General features: G+C 63.7%; 15 protein-coding genes. 6 read left to right on the forward strand and 9 right to left on the reverse strand.

The annotated features are described in order from the left end of the window. Positions 1-702: 702 nt before the first annotated feature. On the reverse strand, positions 703-1,701 hold the full coding sequence (locus tag HPA01S_RS21035; RefSeq protein ID WP_084360885.1) for a porin: 999 nt from the start codon (positions 1,699-1,701) through the stop codon (positions 703-705). Positions 1,702-2,294: 593 nt separating this feature from the next. On the opposite strand from HPA01S_RS21035, the gene HPA01S_RS21040 reads away from it, so the two are divergent. The 3 genes from HPA01S_RS21040 to HPA01S_RS21050 all read left to right on the forward strand — a co-directional run bounded on the left by HPA01S_RS21040 (position 2,295) and on the right by HPA01S_RS21050 (position 5,236). Next, positions 2,295-3,500 carry an MFS transporter gene (locus HPA01S_RS21040; RefSeq protein WP_084360886.1) on the forward strand — a complete coding sequence of 402 codons (1,206 nt, stop codon included), beginning with the start codon at positions 2,295-2,297 and terminating at the stop codon, positions 3,498-3,500. 57 nt (positions 3,501-3,557) lie between these two features. After that, entirely contained in the window at positions 3,558-4,376 is an 819-nt protein-coding gene (locus tag HPA01S_RS21045; protein ID WP_218005368.1) for an N-acyl homoserine lactonase family protein, read from the forward strand. 113 nt (positions 4,377-4,489) lie between these two features. Then, on the forward strand, positions 4,490-5,236 hold the full coding sequence (locus HPA01S_RS21050) for a TetR/AcrR family transcriptional regulator (RefSeq protein ID WP_066273221.1): 747 nt from the start codon (positions 4,490-4,492) through the stop codon (positions 5,234-5,236). A 52-nt stretch (positions 5,237-5,288) separates the two neighbouring features. Here HPA01S_RS21050 and HPA01S_RS21055 read toward each other — a convergent pair whose 3' ends face one another. The 7 genes from HPA01S_RS21055 to HPA01S_RS21085 all read right to left on the reverse strand — a co-directional run bounded on the left by HPA01S_RS21055 (position 5,289) and on the right by HPA01S_RS21085 (position 12,039). Continuing rightward, positions 5,289-6,299 carry a porin gene (locus HPA01S_RS21055; RefSeq protein ID WP_066273223.1) on the reverse strand — a complete coding sequence of 337 codons (1,011 nt, stop codon included), beginning with the start codon at positions 6,297-6,299 and terminating at the stop codon, positions 5,289-5,291. A gap of 63 nt (positions 6,300-6,362) precedes the next feature. Next, positions 6,363-7,574 carry a Rieske 2Fe-2S domain-containing protein gene (locus HPA01S_RS21060; RefSeq protein WP_066273224.1) on the reverse strand — a complete coding sequence of 404 codons (1,212 nt, stop codon included), beginning with the start codon at positions 7,572-7,574 and terminating at the stop codon, positions 6,363-6,365. Positions 7,575-7,589: 15 nt separating this feature from the next. After that, positions 7,590-8,312 (reverse strand): ABC transporter ATP-binding protein, encoded by a 723-nt coding sequence (locus HPA01S_RS21065; protein ID WP_066273226.1) that lies wholly within the window; start codon positions 8,310-8,312, stop codon positions 7,590-7,592. Further along, the gene (locus HPA01S_RS21070; protein ID WP_066273228.1) at positions 8,312-9,040 is read right to left on the reverse strand and encodes an ABC transporter ATP-binding protein; all 729 of its coding nucleotides are present in this window, start codon (positions 9,038-9,040) and stop codon (positions 8,312-8,314) included. The genes HPA01S_RS21065 and HPA01S_RS21070 overlap by 1 nt, the downstream gene beginning before the upstream one ends. Continuing rightward, positions 9,037-9,975: a branched-chain amino acid ABC transporter permease gene (locus tag HPA01S_RS21075; RefSeq protein ID WP_066273230.1), complete on the reverse strand. Its 939-nt coding sequence runs from the start codon at positions 9,973-9,975 to the stop codon at positions 9,037-9,039. Before HPA01S_RS21075 ends, HPA01S_RS21070 begins: the two co-directional genes overlap by 4 nt. A gap of 29 nt (positions 9,976-10,004) precedes the next feature. Beyond that, positions 10,005-10,862 (reverse strand): branched-chain amino acid ABC transporter permease, encoded by an 858-nt coding sequence (locus HPA01S_RS21080; protein WP_066273232.1) that lies wholly within the window; start codon positions 10,860-10,862, stop codon positions 10,005-10,007. A gap of 28 nt (positions 10,863-10,890) precedes the next feature. Beyond that, on the reverse strand, positions 10,891-12,039 hold the full coding sequence (locus HPA01S_RS21085; protein ID WP_066273234.1) for an ABC transporter substrate-binding protein: 1,149 nt from the start codon (positions 12,037-12,039) through the stop codon (positions 10,891-10,893). 149 nt (positions 12,040-12,188) lie between these two features. On the opposite strand from HPA01S_RS21085, the gene HPA01S_RS21090 reads away from it, so the two are divergent. From HPA01S_RS21090 to HPA01S_RS21100, 3 genes are read left to right on the forward strand one after another with little or no spacing between them, the layout of a single operon-like run. Further along, entirely contained in the window at positions 12,189-13,160 is a 972-nt protein-coding gene (locus HPA01S_RS21090) for a PDR/VanB family oxidoreductase (RefSeq protein ID WP_084360887.1), read from the forward strand. 1 nt (position 13,161) lies between these two features. Next, positions 13,162-14,070, forward strand: coding sequence for a DMT family transporter (locus HPA01S_RS21095; RefSeq protein WP_066273237.1), 909 nt, complete (start codon positions 13,162-13,164; stop codon positions 14,068-14,070). Next, the gene (locus tag HPA01S_RS21100) at positions 14,067-14,600 is read left to right on the forward strand and encodes a bacteriohemerythrin (protein ID WP_066273238.1); all 534 of its coding nucleotides are present in this window, start codon (positions 14,067-14,069) and stop codon (positions 14,598-14,600) included. The genes HPA01S_RS21095 and HPA01S_RS21100 overlap by 4 nt, the downstream gene beginning before the upstream one ends. 24 nt (positions 14,601-14,624) lie before the next feature. Here HPA01S_RS21100 and HPA01S_RS23885 read toward each other — a convergent pair whose 3' ends face one another. After that, on the reverse strand, positions 14,625-14,771 hold the full coding sequence (locus tag HPA01S_RS23885; RefSeq protein WP_084360888.1) for an integrase core domain-containing protein: 147 nt from the start codon (positions 14,769-14,771) through the stop codon (positions 14,625-14,627). Positions 14,772-14,774: the final 3 nt, after the last annotated feature.

Consider the following 14,774-nt stretch of genomic DNA (forward strand, 5'->3'; position numbering starts at 1 on the left):
CGTGTGCAGCACACGCGTGGCCTGAAATGCAGCAGGACTGGCCCAGAGCATCCAGGAGACCTGGGTTGGCATGGCCTCGTTCATTTTTTATTCTACCCGGATAAAATAAAAACCCCAATAACGTCCGGGTAAAAATTAGGATGTGACGATGGGTAGGCACATCGCCAACACGGCCTTGCACGAACAACCACGACTCGGCCCCTGTGCAAACGCCCACGCCCGTGATAGACGCTGTATTCACAGTGCATTCGGCTACGGCATTTGGTGGGCAAGCGTGCGAGCTCCAGCAAGCTCGATCCCTACGCTGAAAAGCTCTCCACCTGGCTGTCGATCGAGGCAACAAAGTCGCGCAAGCAGCGGCGCACTTTGCTGCAGCTCCACACACAAAAGCAGCTCTGCGAGCCCTAGATCTGAAAAGGAGAAAACGAAGCACTTTTCCACACCGTGAGCTGCTTTTCTCACAAAGCGGGAGGGGCAGTATTCGATGGAAATCTCGGGTCAGAGATCAGTGGAATTCAACACGTTTGCCGTGGTGAAAGCCTTCGCGCACGCATGGACTGACGCTCTTCACGCGGGAAGAATCGCCGAAAGGCCGGCCAGATCGCGCGCGGACCTGCCGGCCTTGCAGGCGCCTTCTCTATCGAAGACGCCCGGTTTTTTGCGAGACCCCGGATCCGGGGTCGCGTCGCATGCGTGGCCAGGTCAGAACCACGTCATCATGCCGATGGAGGCGCCACTTCGGGTGCTGTTGTGGCCAATCTTCCCTGCGCTGTTGAACTCCTGAACCTGGCCACGCTTGAGGAAGGTGCGGTCCACCTCGACATAGATTTCCGTGCGCTTGGACAACGCATACTGGGCGCGGACGACCGCGAGTGTTCGGGTACCGGTGTCCGCGGCGGCATCCACCTTGCTGCGGTACAGGCCGCCTGAGACCAGCAGCTCTTTCGTCACCGGCACCACGACCCCCAGGGAAAGCGTGCGATCTTCGCGCGGCGCGGCACGCGAGTCCTTGGAATACAACGCATTGCCCTGGAGCTGCACGCCGCCTTGCAACGCGTACTTGAAGCCCACCATGTTGGTTTTGAGCGCGCCCGTGGCGCCGTATCGCGTGTGATGAGCCAGCGCCGCTGTCAGCGCGCCCAAGGGAGCGGTGACGCTTGCGCCAAAGGAGTTCCGGTTGTTGCCTTCGCTCAAGGCGTAGATCAGCCCTGCTTCCACGCCCAAGAACTTGCCCTTGTACTTGATCGAGTTGTCCTCTCGCGGGCTGTACTGAAGACCGGCAAACCAGCCCGTTTCTTCGTAGCCACCGACACCGAGAACGTCCCACATCTGCGGTCCGAGCAAATCGTGCAAGGGCGTGTACTGCCGGCCCATCGACACCGAACCCCACGCGCCTCCGGCACCGACCCAGGCATGGCGGTTGAAGGCCCGCGTTGGATCCGCAGAGGTCCCGTTCAAGGGATTGAAGCCTTGCTCCAACTGGAAGCTCACGTAGTTGCCATTACCGATGTCTTCACGCCCCCGGATCCCGAAATTGGACGCGTAGTAGGTACCAGGGGTCAACTCGTACTTCGATGCGTCCTGGAGATTGGTGTTGGACCTGACCCGCAGGCTGGCGTCCATCGTGCCGTAGAGCGTTGTGTTGGCCATGGCAGGTGCGATTGCCATGCAGGCCAGGACCGTCAGAAAACAATTTCTCATATCGTGGGGAATTTGATGTGGATCACGCGACGCCGCGCTGCGTCGTGCACGTGATTTCAGGTGACCGGCAAGGCGGCGGGCAAAGCGGTGAACAGGTGCTCCGGGGAGGCTGGGAACGCGAGGCAGAACTCGGCCAGGCCGATGAGACCCCAGCACATTGACCGCTCGATCTATCGGAGAAAAGTGAGAGGTGGATGGGTCGACTATGTGTGTAAGAAAGCCCTCCGAGGTAGAAGGCAAGCACTCTAATACAAGAACACGTACTTACATACAACCAAAACATAGGGGTTTACCATGTGGCACCACCTCGTTATGGCGCATTTAAAATTACACGTTCCTACAAATGGGTGCCGAGCCGCTACCTCAAGCCTGCCTTTCGCCACCACCGACACCCTGGACAGCACGCCTGGGAAGACTCGTCGCGGAGGCCCTGTTTGCCGGAACACAAGGGTCCAACTTGCAGGGCAACTGATCGTCATGATCAACGGCCTGCAAGGATCAATGGAAGTGGTCAGCTGTTTTTTTCATCGCCGCTGCACTTCATATATCGCGTGATTCCAACTGCCACGAAATCGATTAAATGGATATACAAGATGCTTGAAAATAAGGATGCATCAACTGGCAACCATGCACAGTTGAATTGGGCTTCCGTGATCGTGCTGTTCGCCTGCACGGTGGCCAGCATGGCTGTCATCGGGATCATGGTCGCGCTCATGATGGACCTGGGCGAAGCCTTCAAGGTCAAGGGCAGCGACCTGGGCTGGGCCATTGCGGTGTTTTCCTTGCCGTCGGCCATCGTCGCGATTTTTTGCGGCGGCGTGGTGGACCGTTTTGGCGGCAAGCAGGTTTCGATTGCCTCCACCTTGATCTGCGTGCTGGGGAGCATCGGCACCGTCTACAGCAACACGTTCGAGCTCCTGGTGTTGTCACTCGCCGTGGGCGGCGTGGGCTTCACCGGAATCAGCGTGGCGGCACCGGCCGTGATCGTCAACGCGTCGAGCGGGGAGCAGCAGATCCGCTTCATGTCGTTCTGGTCGACGTACCCGCCGGTGGCTTTTGCTTGCGGCCTGCTGCTGGGCGCACCGTTTGCAACGACAGGCGACTGGAAGACCCCCTTTGCCATCCACGCGATCCTGATGGCCGTCCTGACCGCTGCACTCTTCATCCTGCCCAATGTGAAGGTCACGGGATCTCCGCACTGGAAGGGGCAACTGAAGAGCTTTGCCGAAGTGCTCAAGCAGGTTGACGTCATCCGCCTGTCCATCGTCGTGGCTGTGCCCGCGGCCCTGGCGTATGGCACCGGTCTGGTGGCGCCCGGCTATCTGGCGCAAACCCATGGAGTTTCCATGGGCGCGTCCGCAGTGACGGTGGCGGTCGTTAAAGGCATCGCCATGATCGCCTGCGGCATCGTGACCGGCCTGATCATCAGCAGGAACTTCAGCAAAGGGCTGCTGTTTGCCCTGCTGGCGGTGTTGGGCCTTGTCGCACAACTCATGATCTTCCACCCGAGTTCCACCTTCAACATCGCCAGCGCCTCTCTGTTCGTGTGGCTGGTCGCCTACGGTGGGCTAGGTGCGATCGCCATGTCGCTTCTGTCGAGCGTCGTGCGGCATCCGTCGCAAAGCGGTGTTGCGTCAGGGATGATCGGCCAGATGATTTCCATCCTGTCTTTTGCGGTACCTGCCACCTACTTCGGAATGTCGGGCTGGACCAGCTACGTCAGCGTCGCAGCCCTGGGCTTGGCGTTGAGCGTCATCATTCTTCCCGTCTGGTTCGTGCGCAAAATCCAGGTCGCCTGACAGGCGTCCATCACCCACGCAACAAGCCACCGAAAGCAGCGCTCACGGAGAGACGGCATGGCCGTGCTCTGCTTGAGCGCATACACAAGGAAGCAAAAAATGACGAGTGTGAGACGCCTGTATGTCTTGCTGTGCGGCTTCGAAATCCTGCCCAAAACGATTTCCACGCGAGGGCTGGGCTCCCACCTCATCCTCAGCGAACCGGTGTGCGCCTATCTGCTGGACACCGACCAAGGGTGGACGCTGCTCGACGCCGGGATGAACCCGGACTACCTGGCAACGCCGGAAAATCGAGAAAAGTACTTCGGGCAACACGGCATGACGTGCCCCGTGATCCGCAAGCCGCACCTGATGGAGACCCAGCTGGAACAGATCGGGATCACTTTCGAGGACATCTCGCACGTCATCATCTCCCACCTCCACTTCGACCACTGTGGATACCTGGGACGGTTGAAACACGCGAAGATTTCCATTCAGCAGTGCGAGCACGCGTTCGCTTTCAGCGACGAAGCCGGCGTTGCCTACTTCCGCAGCGACTACGACATGCCGGAGCTGGACTGGGACCTGAGGTCGGGGGACTGGGAGGCCGTTCCGGGCCTGTCGCTCATTTCGACCCGGGGCCATACCCAGGGGCACCAGTCGGCCATCGTGCAGTTGCCCAACCACGGCACCGTCATCCTTCCGTTTGACGTGGGCGACTTGGCCGAGAACTTCGAGCACGAGATCCTCCCCGGTGAAAGCTGTGACGACGAGGCATCGCTGGCCGCCATCCGAAGAATCAAATCCATTCGGGACAGCACCGATGGAGAGATTTTTCTGTTTCACGATCCCGTGGCCATCCAGGCAATGCGTCTGGCGCCGGCGTTCTACGACTGAGGCTGCAAAGCCGCACGCCAGAATGCGGCGCGGCTTTGGCAGGCGCTTCTTCATAGGGTGGGTGAGGCTTCGTATACTGGGCCTCACTTCATTTGATCGCCGAAGATCCACCCATGGATGTGCCTCCAGTAACCAGAACCCGCAAGTTTCAAACCAAGGCCAAGACGCTCGACGGACAAGCACAACTGCGCCGGCGCTTCATCGACGCCGGCAAGGCCTTGCTCAAGGAATCTCCCGAGGGCGCGCCGTCGCTGCGAAAGGTGGCGGAAATCACCGGCTACTCCCCGAGCGCGCTGTACCGGTACTTCGCGACCAAGGCGGACCTGATGTATGCCATCCGTGAAGAGCATCTGGACCGCTCCGTGGCGTACGCACGCGAGCGCATTGAAGGCGAAACCAATCCGACACAGCGCTTGCGGCTGGGTTTCGAAGCTCTGGTGGGTTTCTGGGTCAACAACCCCGACGACTTTCGCCACGTCTACAGCTACCGCACGCGCCAGGAAGCCGCCGACACGCCCAAGCCGCTGCTGCACGACAAGTCGTCCATCCAAGCCGCGCGCGGCTTCAGCGTCTCCCTGGTGCGCGATTTCTTCCAGTACCACGGCATCGAACCCGACGACGGGCTGGTGAACCAATTCACAGATTCGATCATCGTGGCCACCCACGGCGTGGTGGCCATTCCCCTGGGCAGCCCAAGTCTGCGCTACTGTCCGAACGAGGTCATGGCGCGCGCGACGGTGCAGGCCTTCATCGCCTCGTGGACCGGGTTCATCGAGTTCATCCAGGCGCACCGCCTGACCCGCCAGCCCACCGCCAGCCAGTTCCTGGCTTACCTGGACACGGTCGCGCGCTTAGCCTGAAAACGAAGAAGCCGGGGCTAGTCCCGGCTTCTTCATCTTCAAGAGGTCTTCGTCAGAAGACGTGCTTGATGCCCACGGAGACCGTGCTGCGACTGCGGTCCAAACCCATCTTGCCGGGGGCGTTGAATGCCGCAAGCGTGACGCCGCTCAAACGGCTGCGGTCGGCCTCGACATACACCTCGGTGCGCCTGGACAGCGCGTACTGCCCGCGCACCGCTACCACCGAGCGGGCGCCGGAGGCCGGCGTCTCGGTGAGGTTGCGGTACACCACACCCGACAGCGTGACCTTCTCGTTGAGTGGGTAGTTCGCTCCCAGCGAGTAGAGGCGGTCCTTGCGATCGGCCCCGGCACGGCGGTCCTTGGTGTACATGGCGTAGCCGTGCAGGGTCGTGCCGCCGGCGAGCTTGTACTTCAGGGCCACGAGGTTGGTGGCACGATCGCCCACTGCGGCTTCGTCGGTGTGGTGAGCCAGGCCCAGCGACAGTGCGCCCAGCGGCACCATGGCCATGCCACCGTAAGAACCACCGACGCCGCGCTGCTCGCTCAACGCGTACATCGCGCCGAACTCCACGCCATTGACCGAATGTCGGTACTTGAGCGAATTATCGTTGCGCAGCGTGTACTGCGAGCCGACATACCAGGCGGTCTCGTCGTAGCCGCCCACGCCCAGCACGTCGTACATGTTCATGCCCAGCACCTCGTGCACCAGCGAGTACTGGCGCCCGGCCGTCACGCGGCCCCAGTCGCCCCCGAGGCCCACCCAGGCGTGGCGGTTGAAAGCCCGCGAGGCGTCAAATGCCGTGCCGGTGTCCGGGTTGAAACCCTGCTCGAGCTGGAAGCTCGCGTAGAGCCCACCACCCAGGTCTTCGCGGCCACGCACGCCCCAGCGCGAGGCGCCGTAAGCGCCCGGTGTAAGCGAACTCATCGAGGCGGTGTTGGTGTTGGTGTTGCTCTGGAAGCGCAGGCTGGTGTCGATCACGCCGTACAGCGTGGCCTGGGCACTGGCGGCCTGAGCGGCGGCCAGTACCGCGGCTCCCAGCAGGAAATCACGGGATAGTTTCATGGGTTTCTCGCGGTGGTTTCAAAAGGCGCCCGGTCTCCGGGCGCCGTGAAAAGCAGGGAACAGTCAGCTGTAGTAGTTGCCCGACGTCACCTGGATGGCGGTCGCGTCCGGGTCGAACGTCACGCCAATGGGGTCCTGCCCTTGCTGCACTTTCTGCAGTTCAGCCTTGAGCATGCGCTGCACCATCGAGACGCCGCGATCCGACATCGCCAGGTGCCACTCGCCGTGGCGCGGCTGCGTGCCCTGGCTCATCTGGGCCTCGGCATCGCCCGGGAAGGACTGGCGCTCCTCTTCTGTGAGTTCGCTCCAGTACTTGCCGTTGTGCATGGCCAGGCCACGGTAGAGCTGGCCGCGCGTTTCCTCGGTGACCTTCGAGACCCAGAAGGTGGTATGGCTGTGGTCGTCGATCGGCACGTACCAACCCAGCCCCGGCGCCTGGCCCTCGCTCGCGTCCACGCGCGGCACAGCCGAAATGTTGGGCATGAACACCGAGTTCACGCGCTTGAGCTGCCCGCCGTTGTCCAGCGAGCGGTAGGCGTTGTAGATCACACCATGGTCGGTGTACGACCACTCCACCTTGGGCATGGAGATGAACTTCTCGGAGAACTGCACACCCGAGAAGGTGGAATGCAGCACTTGCACGTGGTAAGGGTCCATCACGTTCTCGTAGTCCTGCAGCCAATTGCAGGGCACGACCGAGGGCGCGTTGAAGTCGGCGTAGCCACCAAAACCGGAGTTGTCGACCTCATAGGACTCACCCTCGGCGAGCGCGTCCATGTGCGAGAAGCGCGGCATCTGCGGCTGTTTGTCGGGCGGCCCCATGTAGGCGAACACCAGACCGTACTTTTCCTGCGTCGGGTACCAGGGCTGGCGAGCGAGTTCCTTGCGCGCACCACCGTTGGGCTCGCAAGGTTGCTCCAGGCACTCACCGTCGACACGGAACAACCAGCCGTGGTAGCAGCAGCGGATGCCTTCGTCCTCCACGCGGCCGTAGTACAGGCTCGTGCCGCGGTGCATGCAGTGGGGATAGAGCAGGCCTGTGCGGCCCTTGCCGTCACGGAAGAGGATGAGGTCCTCGCCCATCACGCGCACCTTGCGGGGACGCGAGGTGGCGTCGCTTGAGAGTGCCACGGGATGCCAGAAGCGGCGCAGGTACTCGCCCATCGGCGTGCCGGGGCCGACCTGCATCAGCAGGTCGTCGGGCGTACCGCGTTTGCGTCCATAGGCCCGGCCGTTGGTATCGGCCAGCATGGTGGAAGAAAGGGGTGCATTCATGGGTACTCTCCTGGTTCAGATTTTTCGAAGTCCAATCGCGTTTTCGAGCACGTGTGCGTGCTCTTGGCGAAGCGTGTCGGTGCGGCCGGCGTAGACCACCTGGCCCGATTCAAGGACGACCACGTACTCGCAGAAGCCGAGCACCACGTCCACATACTGTTCGACCAGCACACAGCCCACACCGAGTTCGGCAGCCATTCGGGTGATGGCGTCCATCACCTCCTGGCGCACCTTGGGTGCAAGGCCCTCAAGCGGTTCGTCGAGCAGCAGGATGCCGGGCCGCGTGACCACGGCACGCGCGATGGCGAGCATCTGCTGCTCACCGCCCGAGAGCTGGGTGCCGCCATTACGGCGGCGCTCCTTCAAGCGTGGGAACAGCGTGTAGGCGGTGTCCAGCGCATCGGCGGTGGTGCCGCCCCGGATGGCGGAAATGATGTTTTCCTCGACCGTGAGCGAGCCGAAGATGTCGCGGCCCTGCGGCACGTAGCCCAGGCCCGCGCGCGCGCGCTGATAACTGGGCATGCCGCGCACGGACTGGCCATCCAGCAGGACGTCCCCGTCCTGTAGATCGCTCAGCCCCACGGCTGCAGCCAGCGTGGTGGTCTTGCCAGCGCCATTGCGGCCCAACACGCCCCAGCGTTCGCCCTTGTTGACGGTGAATGACACGCCACTAACGGCGCGTGTCTGTCCATAGCCTGCGGCCACGCCGCGGTATTCGATACTTTGCACCGCGGCCATCAGGTGTCTCCCCGTCCGAAGTAGATGCGCTGCACGTGTTCGTCCTGCGCGATGGTCTCGGGGCTGCCGTCCTTGATCACGGCACCGCCCGACAGCACGATGATGCGGCGGGCCCAGCTGAACACCAGGTCCATGTCGTGCTCGATGAGCATGACCGCGAGATCGCTCGGCAGGTCGTTGACCGCCTGCAGCACGTGGCGGCTTTCCCCGTGCGGGATGCCCGCAGCCGGTTCGTCGAGCAGCAGCAGGCGCGGCTCCATGGTGAGCGCGAGCGAAAGCTCGACCAGGCGGCGTTCGCCCAGCGAGAGCGAGTCCACCACCTTGCCCGCGAGATGCGCCACCTTCAGTTTGGCCAGACCAGCGTGCACCTCGGCATCGATCACATCGCGCGCGGCCTTGCGTCCCTGGTGGCGGTGCAACGCGGCCACGCGCACGTTCTCCTCCACCGTGAGGCCCATGAACAGGCGGCTGATCTGGAAGGTGCGCACAAGACCGAGGCGCGCCCGTTGTGGCGTGCTCAATGCGGCCACGTCACGGCCTTCGTAGAGCATCTGGCCGGTGGAGTGGCGCAGCGAGCCAGCCATGATGTTGACCAGCGTGGTCTTGCCCGCGCCGTTGGGGCCGATCAGCGCCACGCGTTCGCCCGAGTCCACCGAGAACGTTACGTCGCGCGTGACGTGCAACGGACCGAAGTGCATGTTGACCGATTGCAGCTCGAGGCGCCTCATGCTGGCTTCCTCCACCGATCGGCCAGGCTGATCAAACCGCCCGGCATCACTGTCATCACCACGATCAGCAGGCCACCCACCACGAACAGCCAGTGGTGCGGGTTGATGTTGGAGGCTGCGTGCTGGATGCCCAGGAACACCACCGCGCCGATGATGCCGCCGTACAGTCGGCGCGAACCGCCGAGCACCACCATGATTAACACGTTGATCGACACCATGAAGCCCAGGCTGTCGAGCGACACCACGGCCGCGGTCTGGGCGTTGATGGCGCCCGCGATGCCGGCCACCGCGCCAGCCACACAGTACACCTTCATGAGGTGGCGGCGCACATTGCCCCCCAAGGACTCGATGCGGCCAGGGTCGGACTTGATGGCGCGCGCAATGAGGCCGAAGTCGGAGAGCGCAATGCGCTCCATCACCACATACACGACCAGCAGGATGGCCGCCGCGTACCAGTAGCCCGTGTGGCCGAACATGTCGAACTCGAACAGGCCGAGCACCGGCCCGACCTCGTAACCAGTAAAGCCGTCATCGCCGCCAGTGAGCCAATGGGCCTTGTTCGCCACCTCCAGGAACACCTGTGCGACGGCAATGGTGAGCATGGCCAGCGTCAGGCGCGTGGTGGTGATGAAGAACCAGGCAGTGCACCACGCCGTGAGCGCGCCCACCGCGGCACCGATGAGCAAGCCCAGCAGCGGGTCGTTGAGGCTGCGCGCGGCAAAGATGGCCACCGCGTAGGAGGCCACACCATACAGCGTTGCATGGCCCATGGAGGCGATGCCGGCCTGGCCGTAGATGAAGGAGTAGGATAGCGCCAGGATCGCGTAGACGATCACCGTCGTCAGGAAGGCCAGGCTGCTCTGGAAGGCCAGATAGCCGATGACCAGCGCGAGCACGAGGAAGACCTCAAAGCGCAGAGCACGTTGCAAGGACATGGTTCAGGGACGCGCGTGGGGGCGCGTGGTCATTTGCTGAGGATGCCGTTGGGGCGGATTTTGAGCATGAGGAACATCAAGCCGAAGAACACCAGCGAGGAGTACTCCGGGTAGAAGTACTTGGCGGCGGTCGATCCCACGCCCAGCAACATGGCCGCGGCGAACGCACTGGCCAGGCTGCCGTGGCCGGACACCGCCACCACCGCGAGCATCAGCACGAGGTAGCGGCTGGGGTAGGTCGGCTCCATGGGCAGCAGCTCTGCACCGACCACACCACCCAGGCCCGCGAGCGCGGCACCGATGGCGAAGGCTGACACGTAGATCAGTTGCGTGTTGATGCCCACGGTCTCCGAGATGCCCGGGTTGTCGACCGCGGCGCGCACCAGCACTCCGTACTTCGATCGGTCGATCGTGAGGTGGAGCAGCGCCAGCGTGGCAAAGCCCACCACGATCACCATCAGACGGTGCGCGGGAAACTGCCGGTCACCGATTGCCACGCTGCCCGACAGCCACTCGGGCAGCGGCACATTGACGACCTGCGGACCAAAGATGGCCGACGCCGCCGCCGAGGCCACGAACACGATGCCCAGGGTCATGAGCATCTGGTCCATCGGCGAGCGCTTGTAGAAGCGGCGGATCAGCAAACGCTCCACCGGCACCGCCACCGCCGCCGAGCAGGCGATGGCGATCAGCGTGGCGAACACGAAGTTGATGCCCCAAGCTGTGACGAGATGGGCCGTCAGCAGGCCGGCGATCATGGCGAACACGCCATGTGCCATGTTGACGACGTGCATCAGGCCCAGGGTCAGCGAGAGGCCGATGGTGATCATGAAGAGCACCATGGAATACGCCACCCCGTCGATGAGGATGTTGACGAACAGGTTCATGGGACGACGCGCCGCTTCGCTTCAGGCCTCAGCGGGCCGCTTCGTACTGGTCGATGCCACGGTTGACCAGGGCATCACCCATCTCGGTGACGCGCCGGATGTAGATGCGCTGCTCGATATCGCGCGTGGCCGCGCCGATGCGCGCCGGTCCGCGCGGGCTCGCCCATTCGTGGCCCTTGACCGCTTCTATCGCCTTGTCGCCCGGCACCTTGCCGTCCGTGGCCTTGACCATGTGGTGGATCAGGTGCATCGCGTCCCAGGCCTGCACGTGGACCACGCCGATGTCGGTCTTCGGGTAGGCCTTGGTGAACGCCTGGCGGAAGTCCTTGTTGGCCGGCTCGTCGAGCGTGGGGTTGTAGAAGCTGCTGGAGTAGACGCCCAGCGCGGTCTTGCCCAGCGTCGGCAGCGTGGAGGTGTCGTCCACCTCGCCACCCAGCGTCAACAACTTGATGCCCTGCGCTTCCAGGCCGTTGTCCTTGAATGCCTTGACCAGGCCGATGGAGACCACGCCGCCGGGCGTGAAGCTCAGCACCGCATCGGGCTTGGCGGCCTTGATGCTCTGCATGAACGGACCGAAGTCGAAGTTGTCCAGCGGCACGCGGATGCGATTGGTGATCTCGCCACCTTGCGACTTGAAGCGCTCTTCAAAGGTGCGCTCGGCGTCCTGGCCGGAGGCGTAGTCGGATACCAGCGTGGCAACGCGCTTCATGCCCTTCTTGGCGGCGTAGTCGGCCATCGGCAGCGTGAGCTGGGCCTGCGTGTACGACACGCGCACCAGGTAGGGCGAGCGCTCGGTCAGGCCGGCACCGGCGGCGTTGAACACGATCAGCGGCACTTTGCCCTGTGTGGCTACGCTGGCCGCGGCCACGGCGTTCGGCGTGTACATGAAGCCGCCGAGCACCTGGGCCCGGTCCTTGACGATCAACTCCTGCGCCAACGCGCGCGCCTTGGTCGGGTTCGGGTCGGGCAAGTCGCGGTAGATGAAGCGAATCTTCTGGCCTGCCACGGTGTCGCCGTGCAGCCCGGTGTATAGATCAATCGACTCTTTCCAAGCCCGACCGGTGCTGGCGAACTGCCCCGTCATGGGGGCGATGACGCCAACGACCACGTCGGCATGGGCCACAGCAGCGGCCCAGAGGCTGGCAGCGGCGAGAGAGCCGCGGAGGATTCTGTGCATCAGGTGTCTCCTGTTTGTTCAAATGAATCGTGAGGTGCAGCTCATTGTAAAAGACCACGTTCTTTTGATTGGGTCTATTTTCCTAGGAGTAACCCTAGTCTTGTGACATTTCATTTGTTGTAAAAGAATATGTACTCTTAAAATGCAGCATGACCGCTTTTATTCCAGCCCGCGTCGCTCAGCGCCGCTGGGTCAATCCTTCTGTTCTTGAACTGGTTCTCGAAGCCCACGACAGCACCGTGCTGCCCGCTGCCGCTGCCGGTGCCCACATCGATCTGGACCTCGGCAACGGCCTGGTGCGCCAGTACTCCCTGGTGGATCCCGCGCCCACGGGCGCGCAGCGCTACCGCATCGGCGTCAAGGTGCAGTCCGATGGCCGCGGCGGGTCGCGCCGCGTGGCCGAGCAGTTGCTCGAAGGCGGGCCAATCACCGTGGGCACACCGCGCAACCTGTTTCCGCTGGAGATCCAGACGCAGCGACCGGTGGTGTTGGTGGCCGGCGGCATCGGCATCACACCGATCCACGCCATGGCCAGCGCACTGCTGCGCACGCCCGGCACGGCCTGGCAGTTGCACTACGCCTTCTCGTGCCGCGAGGCGGCGTACTTTCCCTCGACCTGGCTGCACGACGACGCACGCGTCTCGCTCTACGAATCCCATCCCGCGCAAGGCAGCGGCAAGGCGCTGGACCTACAGGCCCTGGTCGACCTGGCGGTCGCGCAAGGAGGTGCCGACATCTACTGCTGCGGCCCTTCCGGCCTTATGGAAGCCCTCGCGCGTTGCTGCGAAGGCCGGCCGGGCATCCGCTACGTGCAGGAGTCCTTCGAGGCGCCCGACCTTTCGGACGGCTCCGAAACCGCCTTCGACGTGACCCTCGCGCGCAGCGGCCGTACCATCCGCGTCGCGGCCGACCGCAGCATTCTCGAGGCTCTGCGCGAAGCCGGCGTCGGTGTGCCGTCGTCCTGTGAGCAAGGCATCTGCGGTGCCTGCGAGACGCCCGTGCTCGCCGGCACTCCGCTGCACCGCGACGCCATCCTCTCACCCGGCGAACAGGCCGCCGCGCGCAGCATGATGATCTGCTGCTCGCGCGCCTCGACACCCGCCCTCACCCTGGACCTCTGACATGCCCGGCGTTCTGTGCGGTCTGGCCGCGGTGCTGCTCTGGGGTACCGCCCCGGTGACGCTGAAAGCGATGGTCGGCGACCTGCCGGGCGCGCTCGCTTCGGCCGCCATCTATTCGTTGGCTGCGCTCATCACCCTGCCCTGGCTGTGGCGCGCTGTCCGCCAGGGCGGGGTTCCCATGCAGACCTGGCTGGCTCTCATCGCCATTGGGCTGATGCTGACCTCAGCGTTCAACATGCTGGTCTCGCTCGCGGCGCCCGGTGTCCGCGGCACCACGATTGGCGCCATCGTCGCGCTGGAACCCTTGATGGTCGCGCTGTTCGCCGCCGCGCTCACCCGCCGCTGGCCCGCACGCACCACGATGGCCGCCGTGCTGCTCTCGCTGATCGGTGTCTGGCTTCTGATTGCGCCCGGTCCTACCGTAAACGTCGGCGCGCGCGATGCCACCTGGGCCATCGCGCTCGTCGTGCTGGGTGCGATGCTCTGGAGCTTGGCGGTGGTGCTGGCCGCACGCCTGCCCACACCCTGGTCACCACTGCAGACGTCGATGGTGCTGATCGGCACCGGCTCGTTGCCCTTCCTGTTCGCGGCACCGCTGCTGCCCGGCTGGTCGACCGTGCCCTGGTCCGCCGGCCTGGTGGCAAGCGTGAGCTTCATGGCCGTGGGCGTCACCGTGCTTGCCAACGTGCTCTGGCTGCGCGCGTTGCGCGCCATGGGCGCGGTGTCGACCAGCCTGCTGATCAACCTCGTGCCTCTGACCGCGGTGACCCTGTCGGTGCTCTGGCTCGGCGAGCCCTGGAGCCCGCGCCAGCTGGCCGGTGCCCTGCTCGTACTCTGCGGCCTGAGCCTGCCCACCCTGCTGCTGCGCTGGACGCGCCCTGCGGCCTCATCCGATCCCTCGACACCATGATTCACGATCTCGACAGCTTCATGCGCCGCCACGAGCACCTCACAGGGGACCTTGGCATGGACACCCTGCACGAAGAGTTCCACGTCTTGCTGCAGACCTTGCGCGCTGCCTCGTCAGAGCAGGCGGCCGACGCCCTGCTGGCGCTCATCACGCACACGCGCGACCACTTCGCCCATGAAGACACACAAATGATTGAGGGTGGCTACCCGATCCGGGACTGCCACATCCAAGAGCACGCCGAGGTGCTGGCTTCACTGGTGGAGGTGCACGAGCGGCTGTGCCAGGGTGATCACCGCGCGCTGCCGCGCCTGGTGCACGCGCTCGAAGACTGGTTTCCCGGCCATGTGCAACACCTGGATTCCGCGTTGGCCCAGTGGCTGGTCCAGCGCCGGCACAAGGCACAACCCATCATGTTGCGGCGTCACGCGGCCACGCTGGGCGTGGCCCGGGACATGCCAATCAGCCCGCAGGCGGCGCAGACTCAATCCTCGTGCGCGCACGAAGTCCCACTGCTTGCGCCGCGCCTGTGACGTCTCCCCCATATCCGGTCACTTCTAAACTGGAGTTGGGCGGCTTCCCAGCTGTTGATCTGACCTCTTTCTGACGAACTCGCTCGGTGTCAGGTGGCCGAGGGAGCCATGCGGACGGTGATGGTTGTAGTCATGCTGCCATGCCTTCAACTTCTCGCGCGCATCCTGCATCGC

This window comes from Hydrogenophaga palleronii NBRC 102513 (genome assembly GCF_001571225.1).
Taxonomy (GTDB): domain Bacteria; phylum Pseudomonadota; class Gammaproteobacteria; order Burkholderiales; family Burkholderiaceae_C; genus Hydrogenophaga; species Hydrogenophaga palleronii.

Coding starts and splice junctions, on each gene's coding strand:
- HPA01S_RS21100 (WP_066273238.1), top strand. CDS start 14,067: ATGATTCACGATCTCGACAGCTTCATGCGCCGCCACGAGCACCTCACA.
- HPA01S_RS21040 (WP_084360886.1), top strand. CDS start 2,295: ATGCTTGAAAATAAGGATGCATCAACTGGCAACCATGCACAGTTGAAT.
- HPA01S_RS21045 (WP_218005368.1), top strand. CDS start 3,558: ATGGCCGTGCTCTGCTTGAGCGCATACACAAGGAAGCAAAAAATGACG.
- HPA01S_RS21070 (WP_066273228.1), bottom strand. CDS start 9,040: ATGAGGCGCCTCGAGCTGCAATCGGTCAACATGCACTTCGGTCCGTTG.
- HPA01S_RS21050 (WP_066273221.1), top strand. CDS start 4,490: ATGGATGTGCCTCCAGTAACCAGAACCCGCAAGTTTCAAACCAAGGCC.
- HPA01S_RS23885 (WP_084360888.1), bottom strand. CDS start 14,771: ATGCAGGATGCGCGCGAGAAGTTGAAGGCATGGCAGCATGACTACAAC.
- HPA01S_RS21065 (WP_066273226.1), bottom strand. CDS start 8,312: ATGGCCGCGGTGCAAAGTATCGAATACCGCGGCGTGGCCGCAGGCTAT.
- HPA01S_RS21035 (WP_084360885.1), bottom strand. CDS start 1,701: ATGAGAAATTGTTTTCTGACGGTCCTGGCCTGCATGGCAATCGCACCT.
- HPA01S_RS21080 (WP_066273232.1), bottom strand. CDS start 10,862: ATGAACCTGTTCGTCAACATCCTCATCGACGGGGTGGCGTATTCCATG.
- HPA01S_RS21085 (WP_066273234.1), bottom strand. CDS start 12,039: ATGCACAGAATCCTCCGCGGCTCTCTCGCCGCTGCCAGCCTCTGGGCC.
- HPA01S_RS21055 (WP_066273223.1), bottom strand. CDS start 6,299: ATGAAACTATCCCGTGATTTCCTGCTGGGAGCCGCGGTACTGGCCGCC.
- HPA01S_RS21075 (WP_066273230.1), bottom strand. CDS start 9,975: ATGTCCTTGCAACGTGCTCTGCGCTTTGAGGTCTTCCTCGTGCTCGCG.
- HPA01S_RS21095 (WP_066273237.1), top strand. CDS start 13,162: ATGCCCGGCGTTCTGTGCGGTCTGGCCGCGGTGCTGCTCTGGGGTACC.
- HPA01S_RS21090 (WP_084360887.1), top strand. CDS start 12,189: ATGACCGCTTTTATTCCAGCCCGCGTCGCTCAGCGCCGCTGGGTCAAT.
- HPA01S_RS21060 (WP_066273224.1), bottom strand. CDS start 7,574: ATGAATGCACCCCTTTCTTCCACCATGCTGGCCGATACCAACGGCCGG.